The 25,174-nt window shown below is 67.9% G+C and carries 29 protein-coding genes; 18 read left to right on the top strand and 11 right to left on the bottom strand.

The genetic code is table 11. The features are described from left to right. Position 1 precedes the first annotated feature (1 nt). The 3 genes from kdpA to AC3IS2_RS01250 all read right to left on the bottom strand — a co-directional run bounded on the left by kdpA (position 2) and on the right by AC3IS2_RS01250 (position 2,909). A complete protein-coding gene (gene kdpA, locus AC3IS2_RS01260) occupies positions 2–1,714 on the bottom strand; it encodes a potassium-transporting ATPase subunit KdpA (RefSeq protein WP_489198863.1) in 1,713 nt (570 codons plus the stop codon). A 16-nt stretch (positions 1,715–1,730) separates the two neighbouring features. Further along, positions 1,731–1,817, bottom strand: coding sequence for a potassium-transporting ATPase subunit F (locus AC3IS2_RS01255; protein WP_327020087.1), 87 nt, complete (start codon positions 1,815–1,817; stop codon positions 1,731–1,733). Between the two features lie 213 nt (positions 1,818–2,030). Continuing rightward, the gene (locus AC3IS2_RS01250) at positions 2,031–2,909 is read right to left on the bottom strand and encodes an MBL fold metallo-hydrolase (protein WP_489198862.1); all 879 of its coding nucleotides are present in this window, start codon (positions 2,907–2,909) and stop codon (positions 2,031–2,033) included. A gap of 71 nt (positions 2,910–2,980) precedes the next feature. Here AC3IS2_RS01250 and AC3IS2_RS01245 point away from each other — a divergent pair, with 71 nt between their 5' ends. The 5 genes from AC3IS2_RS01245 to AC3IS2_RS01225 all read left to right on the top strand — a co-directional run bounded on the left by AC3IS2_RS01245 (position 2,981) and on the right by AC3IS2_RS01225 (position 6,953). Then, positions 2,981–3,301, top strand: a complete 321-nt coding sequence (locus tag AC3IS2_RS01245) for an ArsR/SmtB family transcription factor (protein ID WP_489198861.1) — start codon at positions 2,981–2,983, stop codon at positions 3,299–3,301. Between the two features lie 11 nt (positions 3,302–3,312). Then, positions 3,313–3,846, top strand: coding sequence for a rhodanese family protein (locus AC3IS2_RS01240; protein ID WP_489198860.1), 534 nt, complete (start codon positions 3,313–3,315; stop codon positions 3,844–3,846). A 2-nt stretch (positions 3,847–3,848) separates the two neighbouring features. Then, a complete protein-coding gene (locus AC3IS2_RS01235) occupies positions 3,849–4,619 on the top strand; it encodes a sulfite exporter TauE/SafE family protein (RefSeq protein ID WP_489198859.1) in 771 nt (256 codons plus the stop codon). A 189-nt stretch (positions 4,620–4,808) separates the two neighbouring features. Then, on the top strand, positions 4,809–5,564 hold the full coding sequence (locus tag AC3IS2_RS01230) for a Crp/Fnr family transcriptional regulator (RefSeq protein WP_489198858.1): 756 nt from the start codon (positions 4,809–4,811) through the stop codon (positions 5,562–5,564). Between the two features lie 27 nt (positions 5,565–5,591). Next, positions 5,592–6,953 (top strand): transporter, encoded by a 1,362-nt coding sequence (locus AC3IS2_RS01225; RefSeq protein WP_489198857.1) that lies wholly within the window; start codon positions 5,592–5,594, stop codon positions 6,951–6,953. Positions 6,954–6,996: 43 nt separating this feature from the next. Here AC3IS2_RS01225 and AC3IS2_RS01220 read toward each other — a convergent pair whose 3' ends face one another. The 4 genes from AC3IS2_RS01220 to AC3IS2_RS01205 all read right to left on the bottom strand — a co-directional run bounded on the left by AC3IS2_RS01220 (position 6,997) and on the right by AC3IS2_RS01205 (position 9,562). Continuing rightward, the gene (locus tag AC3IS2_RS01220) at positions 6,997–7,578 is read right to left on the bottom strand and encodes a hypothetical protein (protein WP_489198856.1); all 582 of its coding nucleotides are present in this window, start codon (positions 7,576–7,578) and stop codon (positions 6,997–6,999) included. 5 nt (positions 7,579–7,583) lie between these two features. Beyond that, on the bottom strand, positions 7,584–8,318 hold the full coding sequence (locus AC3IS2_RS01215) for a C39 family peptidase (RefSeq protein WP_489198855.1): 735 nt from the start codon (positions 8,316–8,318) through the stop codon (positions 7,584–7,586). Beyond that, positions 8,315–8,668 (bottom strand): hypothetical protein, encoded by a 354-nt coding sequence (locus AC3IS2_RS01210; protein ID WP_489198854.1) that lies wholly within the window; start codon positions 8,666–8,668, stop codon positions 8,315–8,317. Before AC3IS2_RS01210 ends, AC3IS2_RS01215 begins: the two co-directional genes overlap by 4 nt. Before the next feature lie 84 nt (positions 8,669–8,752). Beyond that, positions 8,753–9,562 carry a hypothetical protein gene (locus tag AC3IS2_RS01205; RefSeq protein WP_489198853.1) on the bottom strand — a complete coding sequence of 270 codons (810 nt, stop codon included), beginning with the start codon at positions 9,560–9,562 and terminating at the stop codon, positions 8,753–8,755. Between the two features lie 369 nt (positions 9,563–9,931). On the opposite strand from AC3IS2_RS01205, the gene lepA reads away from it, so the two are divergent. Together lepA and AC3IS2_RS01195 are read left to right on the top strand one after the other, a co-directional pair. Then, positions 9,932–11,740 carry a translation elongation factor 4 gene (gene lepA / locus AC3IS2_RS01200; RefSeq protein ID WP_489198852.1) on the top strand — a complete coding sequence of 603 codons (1,809 nt, stop codon included), beginning with the start codon at positions 9,932–9,934 and terminating at the stop codon, positions 11,738–11,740. A gap of 206 nt (positions 11,741–11,946) precedes the next feature. Further along, positions 11,947–14,799, top strand: a complete 2,853-nt coding sequence (locus AC3IS2_RS01195) for a M16 family metallopeptidase (protein WP_489198851.1) — start codon at positions 11,947–11,949, stop codon at positions 14,797–14,799. Positions 14,800–14,860: 61 nt separating this feature from the next. On the opposite strand, the gene AC3IS2_RS01190 is transcribed toward AC3IS2_RS01195, so the two are convergent. Then, positions 14,861–15,289 carry a hypothetical protein gene (locus AC3IS2_RS01190; protein ID WP_489198850.1) on the bottom strand — a complete coding sequence of 143 codons (429 nt, stop codon included), beginning with the start codon at positions 15,287–15,289 and terminating at the stop codon, positions 14,861–14,863. A gap of 150 nt (positions 15,290–15,439) precedes the next feature. Between AC3IS2_RS01190 and AC3IS2_RS01185 the strand changes: the two genes are divergently transcribed. The 5 genes from AC3IS2_RS01185 (at position 15,440) to AC3IS2_RS01165 (ending at position 19,311) form a co-directional block, all read left to right on the top strand. Beyond that, on the top strand, positions 15,440–15,772 hold the full coding sequence (locus AC3IS2_RS01185; RefSeq protein ID WP_489198849.1) for a hypothetical protein: 333 nt from the start codon (positions 15,440–15,442) through the stop codon (positions 15,770–15,772). A gap of 1 nt (position 15,773) precedes the next feature. Beyond that, positions 15,774–16,067, top strand: coding sequence for a hypothetical protein (locus tag AC3IS2_RS01180; protein WP_489198848.1), 294 nt, complete (start codon positions 15,774–15,776; stop codon positions 16,065–16,067). A 47-nt stretch (positions 16,068–16,114) separates the two neighbouring features. Next, complete coding sequence (locus tag AC3IS2_RS01175; protein WP_489198847.1) at positions 16,115–16,387, top strand: hypothetical protein; 273 nt, start codon at positions 16,115–16,117, stop codon at positions 16,385–16,387. A gap of 72 nt (positions 16,388–16,459) precedes the next feature. Continuing rightward, positions 16,460–18,343, top strand: coding sequence for a cobaltochelatase subunit CobT (gene cobT / locus AC3IS2_RS01170; protein ID WP_489198846.1), 1,884 nt, complete (start codon positions 16,460–16,462; stop codon positions 18,341–18,343). Beyond that, a complete protein-coding gene (locus tag AC3IS2_RS01165) occupies positions 18,340–19,311 on the top strand; it encodes an esterase-like activity of phytase family protein (RefSeq protein ID WP_489198845.1) in 972 nt (323 codons plus the stop codon). The genes cobT and AC3IS2_RS01165 overlap by 4 nt, the downstream gene beginning before the upstream one ends. A 241-nt stretch (positions 19,312–19,552) precedes the next feature. Here the strand turns inward: AC3IS2_RS01165 and AC3IS2_RS01160 are convergent, their stop codons facing one another. Genes AC3IS2_RS01160 through AC3IS2_RS01150 form a run of 3 tightly spaced genes read right to left on the bottom strand, consistent with a single transcriptional unit; the run spans position 19,553 to position 21,323 of the window. Continuing rightward, positions 19,553–20,143 (bottom strand): demethoxyubiquinone hydroxylase family protein, encoded by a 591-nt coding sequence (locus AC3IS2_RS01160; RefSeq protein ID WP_489198844.1) that lies wholly within the window; start codon positions 20,141–20,143, stop codon positions 19,553–19,555. 22 nt (positions 20,144–20,165) lie between these two features. After that, the gene (locus AC3IS2_RS01155) at positions 20,166–20,705 is read right to left on the bottom strand and encodes a disulfide bond formation protein B (RefSeq protein ID WP_489198843.1); all 540 of its coding nucleotides are present in this window, start codon (positions 20,703–20,705) and stop codon (positions 20,166–20,168) included. A gap of 36 nt (positions 20,706–20,741) precedes the next feature. Next, the gene (locus AC3IS2_RS01150) at positions 20,742–21,323 is read right to left on the bottom strand and encodes a YqaA family protein (RefSeq protein WP_489198842.1); all 582 of its coding nucleotides are present in this window, start codon (positions 21,321–21,323) and stop codon (positions 20,742–20,744) included. A gap of 192 nt (positions 21,324–21,515) precedes the next feature. On the opposite strand from AC3IS2_RS01150, the gene hppD reads away from it, so the two are divergent. The 6 genes from hppD (at position 21,516) to AC3IS2_RS01120 (ending at position 25,144) form a co-directional block, all read left to right on the top strand. After that, a complete protein-coding gene (hppD, locus tag AC3IS2_RS01145) occupies positions 21,516–22,604 on the top strand; it encodes a 4-hydroxyphenylpyruvate dioxygenase (RefSeq protein ID WP_489198841.1) in 1,089 nt (362 codons plus the stop codon). Then, the gene (locus tag AC3IS2_RS01140) at positions 22,605–22,790 is read left to right on the top strand and encodes a hypothetical protein (protein ID WP_489198840.1); all 186 of its coding nucleotides are present in this window, start codon (positions 22,605–22,607) and stop codon (positions 22,788–22,790) included. Positions 22,791–22,937: 147 nt separating this feature from the next. Beyond that, a complete protein-coding gene (locus AC3IS2_RS01135; protein WP_489198839.1) occupies positions 22,938–24,017 on the top strand; it encodes an isoaspartyl peptidase/L-asparaginase family protein in 1,080 nt (359 codons plus the stop codon). Continuing rightward, complete coding sequence (locus AC3IS2_RS01130) at positions 24,014–24,382, top strand: cupin domain-containing protein (protein WP_489198838.1); 369 nt, start codon at positions 24,014–24,016, stop codon at positions 24,380–24,382. Before AC3IS2_RS01135 ends, AC3IS2_RS01130 begins: the two co-directional genes overlap by 4 nt. 10 nt (positions 24,383–24,392) lie before the next feature. Beyond that, positions 24,393–24,863: a methyltransferase family protein gene (locus tag AC3IS2_RS01125; RefSeq protein WP_489198837.1), complete on the top strand. Its 471-nt coding sequence runs from the start codon at positions 24,393–24,395 to the stop codon at positions 24,861–24,863. Next, a complete protein-coding gene (locus AC3IS2_RS01120; protein WP_489198836.1) occupies positions 24,854–25,144 on the top strand; it encodes a hypothetical protein in 291 nt (96 codons plus the stop codon). Before AC3IS2_RS01125 ends, AC3IS2_RS01120 begins: the two co-directional genes overlap by 10 nt. Positions 25,145–25,174: the final 30 nt, after the last annotated feature.

Raw genomic sequence — 25,174 nt, 5'->3', positions numbered from 1 at the left:
ATCAGAACCGGGCCACGACCTGGAGCATGTCGAAATGCTCCACGATCGGACCCAGCGAGAGGGCGGGGAAGAACTGCAGGCCGCCGAGGATCAGGATCACCCCGATCAGCAGGCCGATGAACAGCGGGCCATGGGTCGGCAGGGTCCCGGTCGAGGGCGCCAGCTTGGGCTTGACGACCAGGGCGCCGGCGACCGCCAGAACCGCGATGGCGGGAACGAACCGGCCCAGCAGCATGGCCAGACCCAGGGTCGTGTTCCACCAGGGGGCGTTGGCGGTCAGACCCGCGAAGGCCGAACCGTTGTTGCCGGTCGCCGAGGTATAGGCATAGAGGACCTCGGACAGGCCGTGCGGCCCCTTGTTCAGCAGACCGGCCAGGGCTTCGGGCAGGACCGCCGCCACGGCAGAGAAGCCCAGCACCGACAGAGGCACGACCAGCACCGCCAGCATGGCGAACTGGATCTCGCGCGCCTCGATCTTCTTGCCCAGGTATTCAGGCGTGCGGCCGACCATCAGACCCGCCACGAAGACCGCCAGCATGGCCATCAGCACCATGACGGCGATGCCCGAACCGATCCCGCCGGGCAGGATCTCGCCCAGTTGCATCAGGAACATCGTCACCGCGCCGCCCAGCGGCATATAGCTTGCGTGCATGGAGTTGACCGAGCCGTTCGAGGCGCCGGTCGTCTGGGCCGCCCAGGCGACGGAAGACGGGACGCCGAAGCGGACCTCCTTGCCCTCCATATTGCCGGCCGAGGCATCGACGCCAGCGGCGACAACGGCCGGGGCCGGCTGCATTTCGATGGCGTAGAGGGCCGAACCGGCGGCGCCCAGCAGGATGACGGCGGCGACGGCCAGGGCGCGAACGTCGCGCTTGGCCAGGACGCTGCGGCCGAAGGCGAAGAAGGCCGCCCAGCCCAGGACGTTGATGCTGATCGCCGTGATCAGATTGGTCAGCGGCGTCGGGTTCTCCAGCGGGTGGGCCGAGTTGGCGTTGAACACGCCGCCGCCGTTGATGCCCAGTTGCTTGATGGCCAACTGGCTGGCGGTCGGGAACAGGCTGATCGTCTGCGATCCGCCTTCCAGGGTCGTCGCATCGGCCGAGGCCGCCAGCGACTGAACCACGCCGAGACCGGCCAGAACCACCGCGACGATGAAGGCGATGGGCAGCAGGACATAGAGGCTGGTGCGCGTCAGATCGGCCCAGAAGTTGCCCAGCCCCTCGCCGCGATTGGCGATGAAGGCGCGGGCGAGCGCGGCCGCGATGGTCGCGCCGGTGGCCGCCGAGACGAAGTTCTGCACCGTCAGGCCGACCATCTGGCTGAAGGTCGAGACGGTGGTTTCGCCGCCATAGCTCTGCCAGTTGGTGTTGGTCACGAAGCTGACGGCGGTGTTGAAGGCCAGGTGCGGGCTGAGGCCGTCAAACCCCTGAGGGTTCATCGGCAGGACGCTCTGCAGACGCAGCATGGCGTACAGCAGGATAAAGCCCGCCAGGTTGAAGGCCAGCAGGGCGCCGGCATAGCCCAGCCAGCCCTGGCTGCGCGTCGGATCCACCCCGGCGGCGCGATAGAAGAGGCCTTCGACCGGCTTCAGCACCGGGTCCAGCCAGGTGCGTTCGCCGTTCCAGACGCGCGACATATAGATGCCGATTGGCCAGCCGAGCATGACGGCGAGGCCGATCGTCAGGGCGATTTCCGCCCAACCTTGAATATTCATCTTGAGGCGGCTCCGCTCAGAACCGCTCAGGGCGCAGCAGGGCCGCGACCATGTAGCCGGCGATAACGAGGGCGCCGGCGCCCCACAGGACGTTCAGCAACATCGTCACAACCTCTTCAACGCAACAGCGAGGGCGGCGAAGGCCAGGAAAGCCCCGCCGCCAATCGCCAGAAAGATCACATCGGCCATGCCGAAAGCCTCCAGCTCAGTTAGGGCCGGAAAAGACGCCTTCGGGGCGTAAGCAAGCCATGCGGAAAGCGGAGCCGCGCATAAGGCGCGCATAAGGAGACGCTGGCGCGCCCCCTCGCCGGTCGCCCTAGATGGCGTTCAGCGGCGTCTTCAGGAAACGTCGGCCCGACGGCTCGGGCGGCGGCAGGGCGCCCGCGCGGATATTGATCTGCAGCGCCGATAGGATCAGCTGCGGCGGGCTGAGGCTCGCGTCGCGCGCCTCGCGCATGGCGACGAAATCGTCCTCGGAGCGGCCGTCGCCGACATGGATGTTGCCGGCCCTTTGCGCGCCCACCGTCGTCTCCCAGACGAAGGCCTCGCGCCCCTGGGGCAGGTAGTCGTGGCCGACGAAGACGCGCGTTGCGTCCGGCAGGGTCAGCAGCCGCTGAATCGAGCGATACAGGGTCCGCGCGTCGCCGCCGGGGAAGTCGCAGCGCGCCGTGCCGTAGTCGGGCATGAACAGGGTGTCGCCGACAAACAGGGCGTCGCCGATCCGATAGCTGACGCAGGCCGGAGTATGGCCGGGCGTATGCAGGACCTCGACCTCCAGCTCGCCCAGCCGGAAGCGGTCGCCGTCGGCGTAGGTCTCGTCGAAGACGCTGGCGTCCGGCGTCACGTCGGCGGCCTCGAACAGGTCGCCGAAGGTCTTCTGCACCTGCTTGATCTTCTCGCCGATGCCGATGGGGACGCCGGCGCGGACGCGGATAACGTCGGCGCCCGTCAGGTGGTCGGCGTGGGCGTGGGTCTCCAGCACCCGCTCCAGCCGCAAGCCCTGTTCAGCCACCAGCGCCAGAAGACGATCCACCGATCCGGTCGTGGTGCGCGCCGCCACCGGATCGAAATCCAGCACGGGGTCGATAATGGCCGCCGCCCCGGTTGCGGGATCGGCCACCACATAGCTGACGGTGTGGGTCGCCGGGTCGAAGACGCCGACGACGTGTGGAACGGACGATGCGGTCTGGGCCATGTGACGAGCTCCTTGCAGCGCCCTGTATATTAGATATTGCTAATTTAGCAATGACGCATATATTGCCCGCCATGATCACACATAAGCCCATCGGACTGGAGCAGTTCCAGCAGAGCGCCGGAGAGGCGACGCGCCTGCTCCGGTCGCTGTCGAACGAGCATCGGCTGATGATCCTGTGCCGGCTCGGCGACGGCGAGATGCAGGTGTCGCAGCTTCAGGCCTGCGTCGGCCTGTCCCAGTCCGCCCTGTCCCAGCATCTGGCCCGCCTGCGCGAGGACGGGCTGGTCGAGACCCGCCGGGACGGCACCGCCGTCTTCTACCGCATCAATGATCCGGCGGTCCTGAAGGTGATCGCCGTCCTGGCCGACATCTACTGCCCGGCGCAGCCCTGAAGGACCCAAGCATGACCACCCTCATCCCCCTGTCGCCCGCCGAGGTCGCCGCTCGCCTGAAGTCCGGCGCCGCGCGCCTGATCGACATCCGCGAAGCCGACGAATACGCCCGCGACCACGTCGTCGGCGCCCTGCCCGCGCCCCTGTCGACCTTTGAGACCGCCCGCCTGACCCTCGCAGCGGATCAGGACGTCGTCTTCATGTGCCGCAGCGGCGCCCGGACCGGGGCGAACCGCCAGCGCCTGGCCGACCGCGTCGCCAGCCCCGTCTATGTCCTGGACGGCGGCCTGGACGCCTGGAAGAAGGCCGGCCTGCCGACCCGCGTCGACGCCAAGGCGCCGCTGGAGCTGATGCGCCAGGTGCAGATGGCGGCGGGCGGCCTGATCCTGCTCGGCGGTCTGCTGGGCGTGACGGTTCACCCGGCCTTCTGGGGGCTGAGCGCCTTCGTCGGCGCGGGCCTGTTCGTCGCCGGGGCCACCGGCTTCTGCGGCATGGCCCGCCTGCTGGCGCTCGCGCCCTGGAACCGCGCCCTGAAGAGGCGCTGAACATGGAAGCGGCTCAGCTGGCGCTCGCCGTTCTCAGCGGCGGCGTGGTCGCCCTGTTCCTGACTATCTTCGGCGGCGGCGGATCGGTGCTGGCTGTGCCCCTGCTGCTCTATGTCGTCGGGGTGCGCGATCCGCACGTCGCCATCGGCGTCTCGGCGGCCGGGGTGTCGCTGAACGCCCTGACGGCCCTGGCGGGTCAGGCGCGGGCCGGTCGCGTGCGCTGGCCTTGCGCCCTGACCTTCGCCCTGTTCGGCGCGAGCGGCGCCTGGTTCGGGTCCTCGATCGCCAAGGCGATCGACGGCGAACGCCTGTTGCTGTTCTTCGCCGTCGCCATGGCCGTCGTCGGCCTGGCCATGCTGCGCCCCGCCCAAAGCGAGGGCTCGTCGGCGGTGCGCCTGTCGCCGCGCCTCGCCCCGCGCGTCGCCCTGTCGGGCGCCGGGGTCGGGGCCGTCGCCGGCTTCTTCGGCATCGGCGGCGGCTTTCTGATCGTGCCGGGTCTGATGAGCGCGACTGGCATGACCCTGGCTCTGGCCCAGGCCGCCTCGCTGGTCAGCGTCGCCGCCTTCGGCGCCACGACGGCGGTCAACTACAGCCTGTCGGGCCTGATGTCCTGGCCCCTGGTCGCGGCCATGACGGTAGGCGGCGTGGCCGGAACCGCGCTCGGACTGCCCGTCGCGAAACGACTCGGCGCGAACGCGGCTCTGGGCCGCCGCCTCTTCGCCGGCCTGATTATCGTCGTCGCCGTCTACGTCGCGGCCAAGGCCGTCTTCTAGGGCTGCGACGCGCGCCGCCACGGCGCCCGAACCACACCATCTCACGGAAATATATGTTTCTTCCGCCCTCGCGGAACAGCGGCGCTTGACGACCGTTTGCCCCCCCGGAGGAGCGCCGGATATGTATTTGGCGAGGGAGAGGCGATGTGCGGCCGGAGGGTGGCCGCCACGCCAGACAGGTTGCACGGCATGACGTCGCGGACCATCAGCGTACGACGCAGCTTGGCCGTGCCCGCGGACCTGGCCACCCTCCGGATTCTCAACACCGCCGCGCGCCTGTCCGAAGAGGAGCGCGCCCTGGTGCGCCGGCTGTGCGTGTTCCAGGAGGTGATCGCAGCCGGCGAGGCCTTCACCTCGGAAGGGCGCACGGTGACGCCGCGGCTGATCATCAGCGGCTGGGCCTGCCGTCAGCGCACCCTGGCCGACGGGCAACGGCAGATCTTCGGCTTCCTGCTGCCCGGCGACGGCCTGGGCCTGAGCGCGGACCCGCGTCCGCTGGACGAGACGACGACCGTGGCCCTGACCCGGGTGGAGTGCGTCGACGCCGTCATGCTGCGAGAAATCCTGGCGCTGCAGGACCCCCGGCACGACCGACTGCGGCGGGCGCTGGCCACGGCCCGTCGCTACGAGGACGCCTGCCTGCTGAACCACGTGGTGCGGCTGGGGCGTCAGTCGGCCCTAGCCCGGATCGCCCACCTGCTGCTGGAGCTGCGCGACCGCCTGCAGCGGGCCGGCCTGTGCAACGGCGACCGGATGCACCTGCCGCTGACCCAGGAAATGCTGGCGGACGCGCTGGGCCTCAGCCTGGTGCACGTCAGCCGAACCCTGAGCCAGATGAAGCGCAACCAGCTGATCACCATGCAGAACGGCTGGCTGACCCTTCTGGACGAAACCTACCTCCGGACCGCCTGCGACTACGGCGCCGACTACCCCGTCCTTCATTGATCCCTGCAAGCATAGAGAGAGAGCGTCATGATTCAGCATCGTCCTTCGCCTCAGCAGCGCGACAAACGCCGCTCTCGCCCAAAGGGAACGCGCGCCGGCCTGCTTCTGGCGTCGGTCGCCGCCGCGGCCCTGATCACCCCCGGCGCCGCCCTGGCCCAGGACGCCGATCTGGCCGCACGGGTGGCCCGGCTGGAGGCCTTGGTTCTCGACCAACAAAAACGCATCGAGGCGCAGGATGCGCTTCTGGCTGAACGCGCGGCCGGCGTCGCGCCGCCGGCCGGGATCCCTGAGTCCGATGTCGATCCGCGCTGGCGCGTCCAGACCGACCCTTCGGGCCGCGCGGTGTTCGGCGATCGCGACATGGCCGCCCTGAGAGCCGGCCAGGCGGCCGGCCAGATGGCGGCCAACGGGCAGCCCCAGACCGCCCCCGCGCCGGCAGGCGCCCCGCCGGTGGAGCCGCCGTTGCTGCAAGCGCGTCGCGAACAACTGGCGGCCATCCCCGAAGGCATCGCCGTGCTGAGCCGCCCCGGCAAGCTGTCGGTCGATCTGGCGACCGAATACACCCGCTCCAGCTCCAACCGCCTGGTCTTCCGCGGCATCGAGATCGTGCCCGGCGTCCAGATCGGGGTGATCGAGGCCAATGAAGCCGACCGCGACGCGGGCGTGGCGAACTTCGCCGCCAAGTACGGCCTGACCTCGCGCATGGAGGTCGAGATGCGCGGCTCCTATGTCTGGCGCAACGACACCATCACCACCGTCCAGCAGCGCGACGAGGCCGTGACCCGCACCATCGACCTGAGCGGTGACGGGATCGGCGACATCGAGGGGGCCGTCCGTTATCAGATCAACGGCGGCGAACGCGGCCGGCCGATCTTCATCGCCGGCCTGCGGGTCAAGAGCGACACGGGCGAGGGCCCCTTCGACATTCCGCGCGACGAGTTCGGCGTGGCGACCCGGCTAGCCACCGGCTCGGGCTTCTGGGGCGTCGAACCCAGCGTCAGCTTCCTCTTCCCCAGCGACCCGGCGGTGATTTACGGCAGCCTCAGCTACTTCGCCCACCTGCCGCGCGACATCAACAAGGTCGAGAACGAGATCCACATCGGCGAGGTCGATCCGGGCGACGCCATCGGCATGGCGATCGGCTTCGGCTTCTCGCTCAATCCCAAGTTCTCGTTCTCGCTGGGCTACAAGCACAGCTACATCCGCCCGACCTCAAGCGAGTTGAACGACACCGTCGAGAAGTCCGATCCCCTGCAGGTCGGCGCCCTGCAGTTCGGCATGTCCTACCTGCTGACCGAGCGCTTCAGCCTGAACGGCAACTTCGAGTTCGGGGTGACGGAAGACGCGCCCGACATGCGCTTCGTCCTGCGCGTGCCGATCATCTTCTAAGGCCGCGACCGGCCTCCGCTCCCCCCGGGGGGAGCGGAGGCCGTCAGCGACCCAGAGCGCCGACCAAGGACGTATTGAGGTCGTAGGTGATCTGCGCCGCGCGCTGTTGGGCGCTGCTGGCGCTCTGCATCGCCGCCAGGTCCGGCAGGTACAGGTTCAGCTCCATGTCCTGCCGCAGGTTGCGGTTGTTGGCGCTGTTGACGATCAGATTCTGCAACTGGCCGCTCGTCACATTGTGGATCAGAGCCGTCGCGCCATTGCCGTCGACGAGCGCGACGCCGCCACTGGTTCCGGTGATTCCGCGCAGATCGATACCGTTATTCAACAATGACGTCATCGCTGAAGCCAGATCCGTCACCCCCGGCACGTCGCCGCGAATCTGTTCGGTGACCGCCCCCTTCGGGGTCCAGGTCAGCTGGGTCTGCAGCGCCAGCTTGTTGTCGATGTAGGAGCGGATCACCACGCCGAAGCCGAAGGTGAAGCCGTTGGTGGTGATGAAGCCGCCGCGCAGGCCCGACAACTCCTCATCGGAAAGCGGCTGCGGCTCCGCCATCGAGGCCGTCGCCATGAAGGCAGGCGCCAGAACGGCCAGGACAAGCAACAAAAGGGAACGGGCGCGTCGCATGATCGTCACCTCAAATACGGATCGAGAGGGAAGCGCGTCACGACTTGATAGAGCGGCGGCAGTTCCCGCGTCAGTTCCGCCAGGGAATTGTTCGGCAGGGCCTGGCCAAGACGCGGTCGGTTCCACGGAATCCATTCGGCCGCCTGGTTGAACCGATCGGCCGGCTCGCGGACCACGAAGGCGACGCCGTTCCACATCGCGGTGAACTGATCGCGGCTGTAGATCTTCAGCCCGAGCGCGGGATCGCCGATCAGCACGCGACCGTCGTCGTCGCCCTTGAACACCACGAAATGCTTGTAGCCCTCGGTGTCGACCATGACGATCGCGGGCTTTTTCATACCCGCCAGATCGTCCAGCGAGAGCCTGAAACCGTCCGCCTGATAGCCGCTGTTTTCAAGAAACCGCTTCATGTCGAGCAGGGAGAAGCCGACGCTCCGGATCTGCTCCTGGTCGCCGGCGGCGTACATGGTGCGGAACACCTGCTCCTCGCCGATGTCGCGGTCGTAGTGATAGCGCAGCAGGGTGGCCAGGGCGGCCGAGCCGCAGCTGAAGTCGTAACGTTGACGGACCACCGTGCGGAACGGGATGTCGCGGTAGCTGACGACACTGATCCGGGACGGAGCCGGCCCGTTGCTGAGAAGCACATCGGCGCCCGCAGGCGCCGCACACAACCAGGCCGCACACAAGGCCGCGAGCGGCAGGCCCAGGCCGCCGCGGGAACTGGAACTTCTGCGTTTCACGGCGTCGGCCCCGTCGTCACGATGTTGATGGTGATCGCACCTTGAAGATTGTTGTTGTGGCCGGTGTTCATGACGAAGTTGCCCACGCCGTTGTAGCCGGCGAAGGCGCCGGCGCCGATCGTGATCGCGCCGGAGCCGACCGTGTTGGCGTTGACGCTGTTGCCGCTGTTCGTGGCCTTCAGAAGCTGGTCGCTGGCCACGATGACGCTGACGCCCTGTCGGCCGCTCAGGTCATGAAGTTGCGACAGGTCCAGGGGCTGGGCCGCCGAAGGCGCCGCAACCGCCGGAACTTGAGGCGCAGGCGGCGAAACAACCGAAGGCGGGGGAGCGGGATCCGCGCCGGCGAACAAGAACGCGGCTGTTAGAAGAACAAGCATGGCTTCCTCCCAAAAGAACATCGGCGGCCGGTGAACCCGGCCGCCGACATTGGACGCTTAGTTGCCGCCGCCGTTGCCGAAGGTGACGTTGGCGTTGGCGGCGACCGCCGTCGCCGCCTGACTGATCGAGGCCATGCCGGTGTTGTTGCTCGCGGTCTGAATGCCCGCGAAGCCGGCGAAGGCGCCGTTGTCCTGAGTGATGTTGCCACTCCGGATCCGGGCGTTCTGATCGCCCTTGTTGTCTTCATCCATGTCGAACTTGACGTTGCTCACGGAGGCGCCGAGATCCTGGTTCGTCAGCGCAACCTTGACGTGCCAGTTGGTGGTGTTGAACGAATCGTCGATCGAGTTGTCGGTCTTGGTGTTGAACGAATCGTCGATCGAGTGGTCGTCCTTGCTGTTGTAGGAATCCTTGGTGTTGTAGGAATCGTCGTTCTTGGTGTTGTAGGAATCGTCGGTCTTGGTGTTGTAGGAATCCTTGGTGTTGTAGGAATCGTCGTTCTTCGTATTGTAAGAATCGTCGATCTTGGTGTGTTCCGAATTGTCGGTGTTCTTCGAATTGTCGTTGAACGAGTCATCGACCTTGATGTCGGTGTTCTTCGAATTGTCGTTGTTGGAATCTTTGGTGTTGAAGGAATCGTCGATCTTCACATTGTCCGAATTGTCGGTGTTCTTCGAATTGTCGTTGAACGAGTCATCGACCTTGACATCGAGATTCTTGGAATTGTCGTTGTTGGAATCGTCGGTCTTGGTGTTGAAGGAATCGTCAACATCAACCTTGGTGTCATTCTTCGAATTATCGTTGAACGAATCGTCGATCTTGGACGGACCGTCGTCGCCGCCGTTGAAGGACTTAGCCTCGGTCATCGTCGCAAACGTCAGCACCCCCAAGAGAATTGCTGCCGAACTCATCAATTTGGCACGCATAGCATTAGCCTCCAGATCAAAATGGATACGGAGGTTCCTCCACCTCCGGACAATCCAATCGCTCTGAACAGCCGTCGTTCCGCATTTTCGCGGCAGGGAAAACGGCCTGAAAACGGACATTCTTCGGCCGCTCCCCCGACATTGAACGTCAATTGTTATGGCGGTTGCCGGCCGACGGGCTTCGGATCAGATCATTTGATCGGGCGATCACCCGGAATAAACTTCAGCGACCGCCGCACTTCGTCACAAGCACCCCCGTTCGCCCTGTGCATGGCGTTCGGACGCTGCGGATGCTAAGCGCGCCGGACCATGACGACGCCCCCTATCGAACGCATCCGCAATTTCTCGGTGGTCGCCCACATCGACCACGGCAAGTCCACGCTGTCGGACCGGCTGATTCAGCACACCGGCGGCCTGACCGCGCGCGAAATGTCGGCGCAAGTCCTTGATAACATGGACATCGAGAAGGAACGCGGCATTACCATCAAGGCGCAGACCGTGCGCCTGCACTACAAGGCCCAGGACGGGCTGGACTATGTGCTGAACCTGATGGACACGCCGGGCCACGTCGACTTCGCCTATGAGGTGTCGCGCTCGCTGGCCGCCTGCGAGGGCTCGCTGCTGGTGGTGGACGCCTCGCAGGGCGTCGAGGCCCAGACCCTGGCCAATGTCTATCAGGCGATCGACAACAACCACGAGATCGTCCCGGTCCTGAACAAGATCGACCTGCCCGCCGCCGAGCCCGAGCGCGTGCGCACCCAGATCGAGGACGTCATCGGCATCGACGCCTCGGACGCCGTCATGGCCAGCGCCAAGTCGGGCATCGGCATCGAGGACGTGCTGGAGGCCATCGTCACCCGCCTGCCGGCGCCCAAGGGCGACATCAACGCGCCGCTGAAGGCCATGCTGGTCGACGCCTGGTACGACCCCTACCTGGGCGTGGTGCTGCTGGTGCGCGTCTTCGACGGCGTGCTGAAGGCCGGCCAGCGGGTGCAGATGATGCAGTCCGGCTCGACCCACCTGGTCGACCGCGTCGGCGTCTTCCTGCCCAAGAACACGCCCGTGGACCAGCTTGGCCCCGGCGAGGTCGGCTTCATCACCGCCCAGATCAAGGAAGTGGCCCACGCCGCCGTCGGCGACACCATCACCGACGAGAAGAAGCCGACCGCCGAACCGCTGAAGGGCTTCAAGGAAGTCCAGTCGGTGGTCTTCTGCGGCCTGTTCCCGGTCGACGCCGCCGACTTCGAGGACCTGCGCGCCGCCATCGGCAAGCTGCGCCTGAACGACGCCAGCTTCACCTTCGAGATGGAATCCAGCGCCGCCCTTGGCTTCGGCTTCCGCTGCGGCTTCCTGGGTCTGCTGCACCTGGAGATCATTCAGGAGCGCCTGAGCCGCGAGTTCAACCTGGACCTGATCGCGACGGCCCCCTCGGTCGTCTACAAGATCCAGAAGCGCGACGGGACCGAGATCGACCTGCACAACCCGGCCGACCTGCCCGACGTGATGCAGATCGAAAGCATCGCCGAGCCGTGGATCAAGGCCACCATCCTGACCCCCGACGAATACCTGGGCGGCGTCATCAAGCTGTGTCAGGACCGCCGCGGCACCCAGATCGAGCTGTCCTACGTCGGCAGCCGGGCGCTCGTGGTCTATGAGCTGCCGCTGAACGAAGTGGTGTTCGACTTCTACGACCGCCTGAAGTCGATCTCGAAGGGCTACGCCTCGTTCGACTATGAGCTGACGGACTACAAGGTCGGCGATCTGGTCAAGATGAGCATCCTGGTCAACGCCGAGCCGGTCGACGCCCTGTCGATGCTGGTCCACCGCGGCCGCGCCGAGACGCGCGGACGCGGCATGGTCGAGAAGATGAAGGAGCTGATCCCGCCCCACATGTTCGTCATCCCGATCCAGGCGGCCATCGGCGGCAAGATCATCGCCCGCGAAACCGTCCGCGCCCTGCGCAAGGACGTGACCTCCAAGTGCTACGGCGGCGACGCCACCCGCAAGAAGAAGCTGCTGGAGAAGCAGAAGGCCGGCAAGAAGCGCATGCGCCAGTTCGGCAAGGTCGAGATCCCGCAGGAAGCCTTCATCGCGGCCCTGAAGATGGACGAAGATTGATCCTCCTCTGAGGCATTCAGAAAACCTGGAAGGGCGGAAGGCGATGCTTTCCGCCCTTCTTCATGTCGCCAGGCTGCAAGGTCGCAGCGCTGTTCGAGAACCGCCGCCCAACATGAACAATTGTTCACATATCATTGCGCCGCGTTGCCGTGCGGGCAAGCGCGGCTAAGGTCCGGCCCAACATCATCTGTTGGGGACTGAAACTCATGCGCCTTGCCGCCTCATCCGTCGCCCTGGCCGCCCTTGTGGCCGTCGCCTCGCCCGTTCTGGCCCATGCGCCCGCCGCCGCACCGGCCGCGGCCGCACCCTCGGCCGCGCCTCTACGCGGGGCGCCGGTGTCGGAGCTGGTGGCCCGCGTCGATATTCCATGGAAGCGCTTCCAGCTGGACAACGGCCTGACCGTGCTGGTGCACGAGGACCGCAAGGCGCCGGTGGTGGCGGTGTCGGTCTGGTACAATGTTGGGTCCAAGGATGAACCCAAGGGGTCGACCGGGTTCGCCCACCTGTTCGAGCATTTGATGTTCGGCGGGTCGGAGAACTCGCCCTCCAGCCACATCCAGACAATGAATGCGGCCGGGGCCACGGGCCTGAACGGCACGACCTGGTTCGACCGCACCAACTATTTCCAGACGGTGCCGACCCCGGCGCTGGACTACACCCTGTATCTGGAATCCGACCGCATGGGCTATCTGCTGGGGCAGGTCAGCCAGGAGGTCCTCGACCTGCAGCGCGGCGTCGTCCAGAACGAGAAGCGCCAGGGCGACAACCAGCCCTATGGCCTGACCTACTACGCCACGTTGGCGGCCCTGTTCCCCGAGGGGCACCCCTATCGCCACTCGACCATCGGCTCGATGGCCGACCTGGACTCCGCCAGCATGGAGACCGTGCGCGACTGGTTCCGTGAGAACTACGGCCCGAACAACGCCATCCTGGTCCTGTCGGGCGACATCGACGAGACCAAGGCCCGCGAGCTGAGCCAGAAATACTTCGGCGCCATCGCGCGCGGCCCGGTCAACACCCCCGCAGCGGCGCCCATCCCGACCCTGGCGGCGCCGGTCGAACAGGTGCTGCACGACCGTGTGGCGCAGACCCGCATCAGCCGCACCTGGACGGTGCCGGGACTGGGCGACCCGGACTCGGTGCCGCTGAGCGTCGGCGCCTCGGTGCTGGGCGGCCTGGCCAGCTCGCGTCTGGACAATGTTCTGGTGCGTGACGAACAGATCGCCTCCAGCGTCTCGGCCGGCAACCAGATGTTCCAGCGCGTCAGCATGTTCAGCTATTCGGCCATGGTGAAGCCAGGCGCAGACGCTGACGCCGTGGCGCGCCGTATGGACGCCGTGCTGGCCGATCTGATCGCCAACGGTCCGACCCAGGACGAGATCGACCGCGTGGTGACGCGCTTCGCCTCGCAGCGCATCCAGGGCTTGGAAATGGCCAACGGCAAGGCCTCGGTTCTGGCCGAGGGCCAGCTGTATGCGAACGATCCCGACTTCTACAAAAAGGAGCTGGCGGCCTACGCCGCCGTGACCCCGGCCCAGGTTCAGGCCGCGATGAAGAAGTGGCTGAGCCGCCCCGTCTATAGCCAGATCGTCAACCCGGGCGAGCGCGAGGCCTATGTCGACGCCGCCGCCGCGCCGTCGGGCGCCACCCCAACCCCGGCCGCGCCGATCCAGCGCGTGGCCCGCGAGGCGACCCCGGCCATCGGCCAGGTGTCCAACGTCGACTTCCCGGCGGTGGAGCGCGCCGCCCTATCGAACGGGATCGAGGTGGTCTACGCCCGCTCGACCACCGTGCCGGTGACCCGCGTGGCGCTGGAGTTCGACGCCGGCGTCGCCGCCGACCGCGCCGACCGCCTGGGCGCCCACACCCTGATGCTGAACGTCATGCAGGAAGGCACGACGACGCGCGACTCCAAGGCTCTGGCCGAGGCGCAGGAACGTCTGGGCGCCAGCGTCTCAGTCGGCTCGTCGATGGACCGCACCACCGCCAACCTGTCGACCGTGACCACCAACCTGCAGCCGTCGCTGACCCTGTTGTCGGACGTGGTGCGCAATCCTGCCTTCGCTCCGACCGAGGTCGAGCGCCTGCGCGCCCAGCGCCTGGCCGGTCTGGCCAACGAAAAGACCCAGCCGGCCGCTCTCGCCGGCCGCGCCCTGCCGCCGCTGATCTATGGCGAAGGCCACCCCTACGGCCGTTCGGCCAGCGGCACGGGCGACGAAGCCGTGGTCCGCAGCCTGACGCGCGCCGATCTGGTCGCCGACCACGCCGCTTGGATTCGCCCGGACAACGCCAAACTGTTCGTGGTGTCGGATCTCCCGCTCAGCGAACTGAAGCCGCAGTTGGAGGCCGTCTTCGGCGACTGGCGCGCACCGGCGACGCCCAAGGGCGCCAAGACGTTCGGCGCCGCCCTGCCCCAGACCACGGCCCGCATCGTCCTGATCGACCGGCCGCAGTCGCCGCAGTCGCTGATCTACGGCGGCCAGGTGCTGCCGGTGTCGGGCACCGATGATCTGCTGACCCTGACCACGGCCAACACCGTGCTGGGCGCCGACTTCCTGTCGCGGATCAACGCCGACCTGCGCGAGACCAAGGGCTGGTCCTATGGCGTGCGCGGCAATGTCAGCACGCTGCAGAACCGCTCGCCCTACATCGTCAACGCCCCGGTCCAGGCCAACCGCACGGGCGAGTCGATCGCGGCCCTGATCGGTCAGTACGAGCGCTTCCTCGGCGCCGACGGCGTGACCAAGGCCGAGCGCGACCGCACGGTGCTGGGCGACACGCGCGGCCTGTCGGGCAGCTATGAGACCTCGGCCCAGGTGCTGGGCGCCCTGCGCTCCAACGCCCTCTATGGTCGTCCGGACGGCTATCAGGAGACGCTGGCCGGCCGCATCAACGCCCTGACGGCGGAACAGATGGACGCTGCCGCCCGCGCCGCCATCAAGCCGGCCGACTTCGTCTGGGTGGTGGTCGGCGACGCCTCGGTGGTCAAACCGCAACTGGACGCGCTCGGCCTGCCGGTCGAGGTGCGTTCGGCCACGGCCCCGACAACGGCCCAGTAAGGCCAATCAGCCGAGAAGAACGGAAAGGCCGGCGGGGCGACCCGCCGGCCTTTTTCGTCGCCTATCGCTTTTTGAAGCGCGCCGCGTCGGCGGCGAGGCCCGCGCCCCAGTCGGTCGTGGGATGATCCGGCTCGGCGACGAAGGGCAGTTCGCCGGCGACGCCGCGCACGGCGAGCGCCAGAGGCAGGGCGTAGTGGGGCATGAGACGCAGGGCCTTCCTGCGCTTGTCCGTCACGTCCCAGCCCAGACCTTCGAAGGCCTCGGCCAGATCGGCGCCGGTCAGGCGGTGGATGTCGTCCCAGTCGTCGGGAAGAGAGACGGCCTCGGCCGCGTCGCCGGTCAGGCCGAACAGGGTGCTGGTCAGGGCGTCGATCTCGAGGAATTCGTCGCGGGCGTCGGGATCGGCGTAGCGCGGCTTCATCAACGCCTTCAGTTCCAGATCATCGACGCCGGGCAGGTCGATCAGGCGGCGCAAGGGAGCATTGGTCATGGCGCCCTGTAGCACGACCGACGACGATTGGCCGCTTACGCCTGCGGGTCGAGGCCGCGCTGACAAGCGGGGCCATTCGGATAACGGTGTTGCCACAAATGGAAACGACGGGCAGGATGATCGCCCGTTCTCTGCGTGCTGGAGCTCGCCATGCTGATGATCACCGTCGCCGCCCTGGCCCTGCTGGGCGCCCCCGCCGTCCAGGATGAGGACGGCGCTCGCCCGCGCGTCGCCTCCAGCACCCCGTCGCGCGCCATCTCGGCCCGCGCCCCGAGCGTGCCGGACGGCCCGACGCGCACCGTCTGCCGACGCGAGCGGGCGATGGACAGCAACATCATGCGCCGCGTCTGCCGCCAGGTGCCGGTCAACAGCGCAGGCCGCGAACTGATGTCAGGCGATTATATGCGGCAGATGCAAAGCATCGGGCTGAATTCTTCTGATGGCCCTCGTCCGCGACAGCCCGGCGGCCGCCCGGTCAACTGACATGCTGATCACCCTTTTCGCCCTCACGCTCCTGTCCCAGTCCTCCGAAGTGACGGAGGTCGCGCCGGTGCGCCCCGTGCCTGCGCCCCGCGCGCCGGCGCGCGTGATCACGGCCCGCGCCCCGACCCTGCCCGACGGCCCGACGCGGGTGGTCTGTTCTCGTGAACGGGCGATGGACACCAACATCCAGCGCCGCGTCTGTCGGCGCGTGCCCGTGAACAGCAGCGAACGCGAACGCATGGCCAGCGACATGATGAAGGACATGCAGCGCCTGGGGACCCTTCCCAACGACTGACGTCCCGGCCCTGATCGCCCCCCGTAAGAAAGACAGAAACCTCTCAGATGTTCATGATCCTTGTTGCGTCGCTTGCCGTCCTCTCCCTTGATCCGGCCGCCGCGCCGGCAGGCCGTCCCGCCAGCCCGCCCGTCGCCGCCGCCCCGACCGTTCCGCCCAGCGCACAGACGCGCGAAGTCTGCCGTCGGGAGCGTGAGCCGGGGTCCAATCTGTCGCAGCGCGTCTGCCGTCAGGTCCCGGTGAACAGCGCCGCCCGCGACCGCTCGGCAGGCGATCGCCTGCGCGAATCCCAGGGCTCACGGACGCCGCAGAACTTCTAGAACAGCGGGCTTTTCGCGCCCCGAGGCCGGCCGCCCCCTTTCCCCGCGCGCGGGGTGGTCTATGTGTGGGCCATGGCCGCCGCAGAGACCCCCGTCGAGACCTTCAAACGCGCTTTGGCGAACGCCGCGCGAGCCTTGGCCGAGCAGGCCGAGCTGGAGGTCAACTTCGGCTCGGACGGCCCGCGCCTGTCCAACGGCGTCCTGACCCTGCCCCATCCGCCGCGTGATCCGGGCGCGCCCGAGAGCGCCGCCCTGCGCGGGCAGGCCGACCGGCTGGCGCTTCGGCTGGCCAATCACGACGAGGGGCTGAACGCCCGGCTGCGTCCCGTCGACCAGACGGCGGCCGAGGTCTTCGACGCGGTCGAGCAGGCAAGGGTCGAGGCGATCGGCGCGCGCGAGCTGAAGGGCGTCCGCAACAATCTGAACGCGGCGCTTCTGACCCGGCTGGAGAAGTCGGGCGCGCTGCGGGCCGAGGCTGAACGGGTGCCGGTGGCCGAGGCCGCCGCGCTTCTGGTGCGCGAGCGGCTGACGGGCGAGCCCGCGCCGGACGGGGCCAAGACCATGCTGGATCTGGTCCGGTCCAATCTGGAGCTGAAGGCGGGGGCCGAGCTGGACGCCCTGGCCGCCGTCGCCGACGACCAGACGGCGTTTGCGGCCAAGCTGAAGGACGTGCTGCGGGCGCTGGACCTCGATCCCGGCGACGGCCAGGCCGAGGACGCTGACGACGAGGAGGGCGAGGACGAGCCCGACCAGTCGCAGCAGGACACGCCCGACGAGCAGGAACAGGAAGAAGAGGACGGCGGCGAAGGCGGCCAGTCGCTGGAAGGCACGGCCGACGACCAGTCCGCCGAGGACGAGCGCCAGACCCGCCCCGACGGCGCCCCGGCCGATCCCGACGGCGAAGCGAGCGACGACGGCCCCGAACTGAACGAGGGCGCCCTGCCCAACCGTCAGGACAGCGTCGACGACGGCCGCGCCATCAACGCCTACCACGTCTTCACCAGCGCCTATGACGAGACCATCGGCGCCGAGGAGTTGTGCGATCCGATGGAACTGGACCGGCTGCGGTCCTTGCTGGACGCCCAACTGGCGACCCTGTCCAGCGTGGTGTCGCGCCTGGCCAACAAGCTGCAGCGCCGCCTGATGGCGCAGCAGAGCCGCAGTTGGTCGTTCGATCTGGAAGAAGGCGTGCTGGACACGGCGCGCCTGACCCGCGTCATCACCGATCCGACCAGCCCCCTGTCGTTCAAGATGGAGAGCGAGAGCCCGTTCCGGGATACGGTCGTGACCCTGCTAATCGACAACTCCGGCTCGATGCGCGGGCGGCCGATCATGGTGGCGGCGGTCTGCGCCGACATTCTGGCGCGGACGCTGGAGCGGTGCGGGGTCAAGGTCGAGATCCTGGGCTTCACCACCCGCGCGTGGAAGGGCGGGCAGTCACGCGAGGCCTGGATCAGCGCTGGCAAGCCCGCCAACCCGGGCCGCCTGAACGACCTGCGCCACATCATCTACAAATCGGCGGATGCTCCGTGGCGCCGGGCCAAGAAGAACCTGGGCCTGATGATGCGCGAGGGCCTGCTGAAGGAAAACATCGACGGCGAGGCCCTGACCTGGGCGCACGAGCGGCTGCTGGGCCGCACCGAGTCGCGCCAGATCCTGATGGTGATTTCGGACGGCTCGCCGGTCGACGATTCCACCCAGTCGGCTAATGCGGCTCTCTATCTGGACAAGCATCTGCGTCAGGTCATCGAGCAGATCGAGACGAAATCGCCGGTCGAGCTGATCGCCATCGGCATCGGCCACGACGTCACCCGCTGGTACCGCCGCGCCGTGACCATCGTCGACGTCGAGCAACTGGCCGGCGTCATGACCGAGAAGCTGGCCGAACTGTTCGAGGCCAAGCCCAAGGCTGTGGCGAAGACGCCCCCCAGGACCTTGGGGAAACGCGCGGCGTGAACCGGCGGATCTATGTCGCGGCTCTGGCGGCGCTGACGCTGGCGGCCTGCGCCAGCGCTGTCGTGACCTCGCAACCGTGGACGCCGACGCCCGAGGCGGACGGCTGGAGCCCGGTCAGCGCCTCGACCCGCGCGGTCGGGCTGGGCCTGCCTGGGGCGGCGGTGCTGGGCAAGGGCGTGCGCTATGCCGGGGGCGTGACCGTTCTGGCCGGGATGGACTCGCCGCTGCACAGCCTGTCGGACCTGAAGCTGACCGGCGACGGCGGCTTCATCGCCGTGTCCGATGTCGGCGATCTGGCGCGCGGGACGCTGGCGCTGGACCGGAACGGGCGACTGATCGGGCTGGAAGGCCTGCGCGTGCGCCGCCTGACCCTGACCGACGGGACGCCGATCAGCCAGAAGGCCGAGGGCGACGCCGAGGGGTTGGCGATCACCACGGGCGGCGACCTGCTGGTCAGCTTCGAGCGCGACCACCGCATCTGGAACTATGGCCCCCTGGCCGCGCTCCGGGCGCCCGAGGCGGTGCGGCGGCCCGACTTCCCCTTCGCCGAGAACGACGGGATGGAGGGGCTGGCGGCCTCGCATGAGGGATGGCGGGCGGCTGGCGAATCCGGCGGTGTCTGGGACTGTTCCGCCGCGCGCTGCGTCGTCGCAGCCGCGCCGCCCGGGACGCCCATCCCCGACGGCGACTATCGCATCACCGGCATGGACCGCGACCCGGCGGGCGGCTGGTTCGTGGTGCAGCGCTCCTATCGCGCCCCCGTCGACGTGCGGGCGCGGGTGCGGCGCATGGCGGCGGACGGGACGCTGGGTCCGGTGCTGGTTGAGCTGAAGCTGCCCGGCACGACGGATAATTTCGAGGGGATCGCGGTGGAACGGCGGGGCGCGGGGACGCGGCTCTACATCCTGTCCGACGACAATTTCAACGCCGTGCAGCGGACGATGATGCTGGCGTTTGATGTGAGGTGAACCTTCTCCCCTTGGGGGAGAAGGAAGCTCGCATCGCGAGCTGACGACGGGTGGGGAGTAAGGGAACTCGCTACCCCAGAATCCGCTCATCCCGGCGAAGGCCGGGATCCAGATTGTAAGGCGCGCGGCTGACAGCAGATGACGCAATAGCGCCGTTTGAAGCCGGCACCTCAGTCATATGATCTGGATCCCGGCCTTCGCCGGGATGAGTGGGGTAAAGCGTGGTGCGCGTAACGGAAGATCAGATCCGTTCGCTGATCTTGATCGCCGCCTTGCAGCCGACCTTGATGACGCTGCTGAGCAGGCGGTAGGCCGGGGCTTCGCGGCTGCCGTGGGCGATGGCGTGGTCGTGGTGGGCCAGTTCCTCTTCGCGGAACTTGGTCAGTTCGGCGGCCAGTTCGGGGTCGCGTTCGCGGATTTCCTCGATCTGGTCGGCGTAGTGCTGCTCGATGACGCTCTCGACCGCCTCGGTGCAGGCGTGGGCGGCCTTTTCCGAGATCAGGGCGGTGCCGGCGCCGAGCGCCGTGGCGGCCAGTTTCCACAGCGGGATCATGGCCGTGGGGCGGACGCGGTTCTCAGTCAACAGGGCCTCGAAGCGGGCCAGGTGAACGGCCTCGTGGCCCTCCATCTCGGTCAGGTCGGCGGCGATGGCGGCCTTGCCCTTGCGGCCTTCCAGCACGGCGCGCTGGGCGCGGTAAATGTGGACGGCGGCGAACTCGCCCGCGTGATCGACGCGCAGGATTTCCGCCATCCGGGCCTTGCTCTGGCCCACGCCGGGGCGCGCCAGGGGGATGCGGCGGGCGGCGGCGACGGTGTCGGATGCTTCGGTCATGATCGCCTCTTTGCGCCCCTCTTTACCCTCTGGGGGCGCGTGCGTCCTTGGGACGTTTCGCCGCCAGCAGGCTGAAGATCGCCAGGGCCAGCGAGATGAGGAAGTTCCAGCCGGCCATCGAGATCCCGAACAGGCTCCACGGCACGGCGTCGCAGCCGACGATGGGTTTGATCTCGGCCGTGCCGTCGGCCAGGGCGGCGAGGCCGCCGAGGTCGATGGCGGTCGTCGGCGCGGCCATGCAGGTCGCCGGCAGCGCCCACCACTTCAGTTCGCCGCCCGCGTGGAAGCCGGCCGTGATCGCGCCGGTCAGGAAGACGGCGGCCAGCAGGAAGGAGGCGATGCGCGGCGTGCCCCGGCTGGCGCGGCTGAGCACGGCCCAGAAGGTGGCGGCGCCGGCGATGGCCACAGCGGCCCAGTAGACCTCGCGCTGCTTGAGGCAGAGGTTGCACGGCGCCAGGCCCCCGAACCGCTCGAAAGCGTGGGCCGCGGCCAGCATGGCCAGAGAGGCCGCCAGCGCAAAGGCGGTCCACCAGCGGGTCAGGAGGAGGTAAAGGCGCGACATGGCGCCTTTCTTAGACGCAGCCGAGGCCGGCGTCGATCAGTGTCCGATCAGCTTGACCGCAAAGAAGGCGCCGACCAGCAGGACGATGAAAAGGACGGTGAACAGCGCCAGCCGCTTCTCGATGATCGCCAGCATCGGCTCGCCCCAGCGTTTCAGCACGACGGCCACCAGGAAGAAGCGGGCGCCGCGCGTGACGACGCACAGGGCGACGAACAGGGCCAGATTGAACTGGAAGATGCCCGAGGCGATGGTGATCAGCTTGAACGGAATCGGCGTCAGACCCTTGATCAGGATGACCCAGGCGCCGTGCTGCTGGAACAGGGCCTTGGAGGCTTCAAAGGTGTCGGCCTTGCCCAGCAGGGCCAGCATCCACATGCCGACCGGCTCGAGGAAATAGCCGATGGCGTAGCCCAGCAGACCGCCCAGCACCGAGGCCAGGGTGCACACCGTGGCGTAGAAATAGGCGCGCTCGGGCTTGGCCAGCACCATGGGCGCCAGCATGACGTCGGGCGGAATGGGGAAGAAGGAGCTTTCCGCGAAAGACACGATCGCCAGCGACCGGGTCGCGTGACGGTGGCGGGCCAGGGAGAAGACCCAGTCATAGAGCTTGCGAAGCATACAGGCGTCCCGGTTGAGCCTGCGGCTCTAGCAGGCCGAAACGCCGCGCGCATCCGTTGATCGGCGGCTGCGACACCGCAACGTGTGCCGTTTCAGTTCAACCCCGCCTTGCGCGCTACGGGGGGCCGCCATTAGGTTCCGCCCCAATCGGCGGCTGAAGTCGCCCCCAAAGACAGTGAGAGGAGACGCGCCATGCAGGACGCCGCCGCCAAACTCGACCAGGAAAACCCGCTGGGCGTGGACGGATTCGAATTCGTCGAATTCACCGGCCCCGAACCGGAAGCCATGATCGCCCGGCTGGAGCTGATGGGCTTCACCCAGACCCATGTGAACCCGACCACCGACGCGGTGCGCCTGAAGCAGGGCGACATCACCATGCTGGTCAACCGCACGCCCAAGGGTCAGGCGGCTGACTTCGCCCGCGACCACGGCCCTTCGGCCAACGGCATGGCCTTCCGCGTCGCCGACGCCAAGGCCGCCTATGAGGGCGCGCTGGAACGCGGCGCCCGCAAGGCCGAGGGCGTGCACGGCGGGGCGCTGGGGAACGACTACCCCTACATCCTGCAGGGCATCGGCGGCAGCTTGCTGTATGTCATCGACCAGTATGGCGAGCACGGCTCGCTCTATGACGCCTGGGACGAGATCGAGGGCTGGGAAGAGGCCGAGCGCAAGAACTCGATGGGCCTCGAGATCCTGGACCACCTGACCCACAATGTCCGTCGCGGCGAGATGCGCACCTGGTCGGGCTTCTATGGTTCGGTCTTCAACTTCGAAGAGCAGAAGTATTTCGACATCAAGGGCAAGGCGACCGGCCTGTTCTCGCAGGCCATGATCGCGCCGGACCGCGCCATCCGTATCCCGCTGAACGAGAGCCAGGACGACAACTCGCAGATCGAGGAGTTCCTGCGTCGCTACAACGGCGAGGGCATCCAGCACATCGCCCTGACCACCGAGAACATCTACGAGACGGTCGAGGCCATGAAGGCGCGCGGCGTGGCCTTCCAGGACACGATCGAGACCTATTTCGAACTGATCGACAAGCGTCTGCCCAACCACGGCGAGGACGTGGAGCGGATGCGCAAGAACCGCATCCTGATCGACGGATCGGACGAGGAAGGCCTGCTGCTGCAGATCTTCACCCAGGACACCTTCGGCCCGATCTTCTTCGAGATCATCCAGCGCAAGGGCAACGAGGGCTTCGGCAACGGCAATTTCCAGGCCCTGTTCGACTCGATCGAGCTGGACCAGATCCGTCGCGGCGTCATCAAGGTCGACGCCTGAATGAAGGTGCGGCCGCCACATTGGCTGCCCTGGCTCGGCCCGCTTCTGGCGGCCGGGGCCGGGGCGCTGGCCGGGGAATACTGGCTGGGGGGAGGCTTCTGGGTGGTGCTGCTGGCGGCGCTGGTCTGCGGCTTCGCCCCCATCCTGGCCTACCGCGTCTGGAAACGCCTGCACCATAGACGTTAGGCTTTTTCCTCCCCACTCTGTGGGGAGGGGGACCACGAAGTGGTGGAGGGGCTTGCCCGCTCAAAGCGGCCCCTCCGTCTCGTCGGCTGCGCCGCCGATCCACCTCCCCACGCAGTGAGGAGGAGAAACACTAGGGGAGAGCTTGAGATGAAATCCATCCTGACCGCCGCCGCCGCCCTGGCCCTTCTGGCGTCGCCCGCGCTCGCGCAAGACGCCCCGAAGTGGTCGCTGGCCATCCACGGCGGCGCGGGCGTCATCGAGCGCGCCGAACTGTCGCCGGAACGCGACGCCGCCTATCGCGCCGCGCTTCAGACGGCGCTGGACGCCGGCTCGGCGGTTCTGGCCAACGGCGGCTCGGCGCTGGACGCGGTCCAGGCCGCGGTTCAGTCGATGGAGGACAACCCCCTGTTCAACGCCGGGCGCGGCGCGGTCTTCACCGCCGCCGGCAAGAACGAACTGGACGCCGCCGTGATGAGCGGCGTCGACCGGACCGCCGGGGCCGTGGCCGGCCTGACCCGCACCCGCCACCCGATCGCGGCGGCCCGCGCGGTGATGGAGCAGTCCCCCCATGTCATGCTGATCGGCGAAGGCGCCGAGAGCTTCGCCGCCTCGGTCGGGCTGGAACAGGTCGATCCCAGCTTCTTCTTCACCGAGAGCCGCTGGCAGGCCCTGCTGAAATCCCTGCGCGCGTCGGGTCAGCCCCTGCCGCCGCGCCCCGCCGGCGCCCCGCCTGAGCCGTCGACGCTGGCCCGGCCGGTTCCGCTGGCCTCGCTCAACGAAGCGCCGCTGGACGAGCGCAAGTTCGGCACCGTCGGCGCCGTGGCCCTGGACAGCCAGGGACGCCTGGCCGCCGGCACCTCGACCGGCGGCATGACCGCCAAGCGCTGGGGTCGGGTCGGCGACGTGCCGGTCATCGGCGCCGGGACCTACGCCTCCAACGCCGACGGCTGCGCCGTCTCGGCCACCGGCTCGGGGGAGTATTTCATCCGCGCCACCGTGGCCCGAGACATCTGCCAGCGCACCTCCGTCGGCATGACGGTTCAGGCCGCCGCCGACGCCGAGATCGCGGACGTCGGCTCAATCGGCGGCGACGGCGGCGTCATCGTCATGGGCAAGGACGGCGCCGTCGCCTTCTCGATGAACACCTCGGGCATGTATCGCGGCGAGGCCGGTTCGGGCCGCACGTCGCGCGTCGCCATCTACGCCGACGAAGAAGCCCCGCGATGACCGGAGCGGTCGTCGATCTGGAGCAGAAGTTCGGCGGCTTTTCCGACCACTGGCGGCCGCGCGTCGCCGCCCAGTTGAACGGTCAGGACGTGCGGCTGGTCAAGGTCCAGGGGGTCTTCCCCTGGCATAGCCACACGGACGCCGAGGAAATGTTCCTGGTCTGGAAAGGCCGCTTCCGGGTCGAGTTCCGCGACCGGATCGAAACGCTGGCGCCGGGCCAGTTCATCGTCGTGCCGCGCGGCGTTGAGCACCGCACCGCCGCCGACGAGGAGGCCGAGGTGATGATCTTCGAACCCTCCGAGGTCATCAACACCGGCGACGCCCCGCCCTCTGAATTCACCGCGCCGACGGGCCAGACGATATGATCCAGACCCTATGAGCCACCGCGACCATCCGGGCGTCATCGCCCCGCCGCCGCTGATCTATCTCGGCTTCCTGCTGGCCGGGTTCGGCATCGGACAGCTGGTCAGCGAGCCGTCGCTGGGCCTGGCGGTCGAGGTGCGGCGCGGCCTGGCCTTTGTTCTGGTGGTCGGCGGCCTGTGCCTGGACGGGATCGCGGCGGGGACCTTCCGCCGTCTCGGCACCCCGCCCGAGCCGTGGAAGCCGACGACGGCCCTGGCGACCGGCGGCCTCTATCGCTACAGCCGCAACCCCATCTATGTCGGCTTCGCCATCACCTACGCCGGCTTCGCCGTGGCGATGGACAGCCCGGTCGCGCTGGCCCTGCTGGCGCCCTGCCTGATCGTCGTCGACCGCTTCGTCATCGCCCGCGAGGAGCGTTATCTGACGGACAAGTTCGGCGCCGAATACCAGGCCTACAAAGGAAAGGTCCGCCGATGGCTGTGACTCCGAATCGCCCCGCCCCGCACGCCGACGAGCTGTCGGAAATGGCCATCGAAGAGCTGGACGCCGCCTGCGGTCTGCTGTGGGTCGAGATGAAGGCCATCACCCCCTGGGGCGACGTCTATGAGGGCATGGCCCCGTCAGGCCGCGCGGTCGAGATCGAGCGCCGCTACCTGTGGGCGCATGAGCCCGCCGGGGCCATCGCCGTCGAGGTCGAGGTGCGCGACCCGGCCCTGCGCACCGGGGCCGAGGCCCGCGCCGTCATCTCGCCCCCGAACAGTTGATCGACCAGCGGCTTCACGGCCGCCGACGCC

It is taken from the genome of Brevundimonas sp. KH_025, from assembly GCF_057839885.1.
This window is presented reverse-complemented; position numbering and strand designations above follow the sequence as displayed.

Excerpts from the sequence above, each read along its gene's own strand:
- AC3IS2_RS01160 (WP_489198844.1), bottom strand. The coding sequence starts at position 20,143 with ATGACCGAAGCATCCGACACCGTCGCCGCCGCCCGCCGCATCCCCCTG.
- AC3IS2_RS01140 (WP_489198840.1), top strand. The coding sequence starts at position 22,605 with ATGAAGGTGCGGCCGCCACATTGGCTGCCCTGGCTCGGCCCGCTTCTG.
- AC3IS2_RS01185 (WP_489198849.1), top strand. The coding sequence starts at position 15,440 with ATGCTGATGATCACCGTCGCCGCCCTGGCCCTGCTGGGCGCCCCCGCC.
- AC3IS2_RS01180 (WP_489198848.1), top strand. The coding sequence starts at position 15,774 with ATGCTGATCACCCTTTTCGCCCTCACGCTCCTGTCCCAGTCCTCCGAA.
- AC3IS2_RS01125 (WP_489198837.1), top strand. The coding sequence starts at position 24,393 with ATGAGCCACCGCGACCATCCGGGCGTCATCGCCCCGCCGCCGCTGATC.
- AC3IS2_RS01225 (WP_489198857.1), top strand. The coding sequence starts at position 5,592 with ATGATTCAGCATCGTCCTTCGCCTCAGCAGCGCGACAAACGCCGCTCT.
- AC3IS2_RS01150 (WP_489198842.1), bottom strand. The coding sequence starts at position 21,323 with ATGCTTCGCAAGCTCTATGACTGGGTCTTCTCCCTGGCCCGCCACCGT.
- AC3IS2_RS01230 (WP_489198858.1), top strand. The coding sequence starts at position 4,809 with ATGACGTCGCGGACCATCAGCGTACGACGCAGCTTGGCCGTGCCCGCG.
- AC3IS2_RS01240 (WP_489198860.1), top strand. The coding sequence starts at position 3,313 with ATGACCACCCTCATCCCCCTGTCGCCCGCCGAGGTCGCCGCTCGCCTG.
- lepA (WP_489198852.1), top strand. The coding sequence starts at position 9,932 with ATGACGACGCCCCCTATCGAACGCATCCGCAATTTCTCGGTGGTCGCC.
- AC3IS2_RS01245 (WP_489198861.1), top strand. The coding sequence starts at position 2,981 with ATGATCACACATAAGCCCATCGGACTGGAGCAGTTCCAGCAGAGCGCC.
- AC3IS2_RS01155 (WP_489198843.1), bottom strand. The coding sequence starts at position 20,705 with ATGTCGCGCCTTTACCTCCTCCTGACCCGCTGGTGGACCGCCTTTGCG.
- AC3IS2_RS01130 (WP_489198838.1), top strand. The coding sequence starts at position 24,014 with ATGACCGGAGCGGTCGTCGATCTGGAGCAGAAGTTCGGCGGCTTTTCC.
- AC3IS2_RS01195 (WP_489198851.1), top strand. The coding sequence starts at position 11,947 with ATGCGCCTTGCCGCCTCATCCGTCGCCCTGGCCGCCCTTGTGGCCGTC.
- AC3IS2_RS01235 (WP_489198859.1), top strand. The coding sequence starts at position 3,849 with ATGGAAGCGGCTCAGCTGGCGCTCGCCGTTCTCAGCGGCGGCGTGGTC.
- kdpA (WP_489198863.1), bottom strand. The coding sequence starts at position 1,714 with ATGAATATTCAAGGTTGGGCGGAAATCGCCCTGACGATCGGCCTCGCC.
- AC3IS2_RS01120 (WP_489198836.1), top strand. The coding sequence starts at position 24,854 with ATGGCTGTGACTCCGAATCGCCCCGCCCCGCACGCCGACGAGCTGTCG.
- cobT (WP_489198846.1), top strand. The coding sequence starts at position 16,460 with ATGGCCGCCGCAGAGACCCCCGTCGAGACCTTCAAACGCGCTTTGGCG.
- AC3IS2_RS01175 (WP_489198847.1), top strand. The coding sequence starts at position 16,115 with ATGTTCATGATCCTTGTTGCGTCGCTTGCCGTCCTCTCCCTTGATCCG.
- AC3IS2_RS01190 (WP_489198850.1), bottom strand. The coding sequence starts at position 15,289 with ATGACCAATGCTCCCTTGCGCCGCCTGATCGACCTGCCCGGCGTCGAT.
- AC3IS2_RS01220 (WP_489198856.1), bottom strand. The coding sequence starts at position 7,578 with ATGCGACGCGCCCGTTCCCTTTTGTTGCTTGTCCTGGCCGTTCTGGCG.
- AC3IS2_RS01250 (WP_489198862.1), bottom strand. The coding sequence starts at position 2,909 with ATGGCCCAGACCGCATCGTCCGTTCCACACGTCGTCGGCGTCTTCGAC.
- hppD (WP_489198841.1), top strand. The coding sequence starts at position 21,516 with ATGCAGGACGCCGCCGCCAAACTCGACCAGGAAAACCCGCTGGGCGTG.
- AC3IS2_RS01255 (WP_327020087.1), bottom strand. The coding sequence starts at position 1,817 with ATGTTGCTGAACGTCCTGTGGGGCGCCGGCGCCCTCGTTATCGCCGGC.
- AC3IS2_RS01135 (WP_489198839.1), top strand. The coding sequence starts at position 22,938 with ATGAAATCCATCCTGACCGCCGCCGCCGCCCTGGCCCTTCTGGCGTCG.
- AC3IS2_RS01205 (WP_489198853.1), bottom strand. The coding sequence starts at position 9,562 with ATGACCGAGGCTAAGTCCTTCAACGGCGGCGACGACGGTCCGTCCAAG.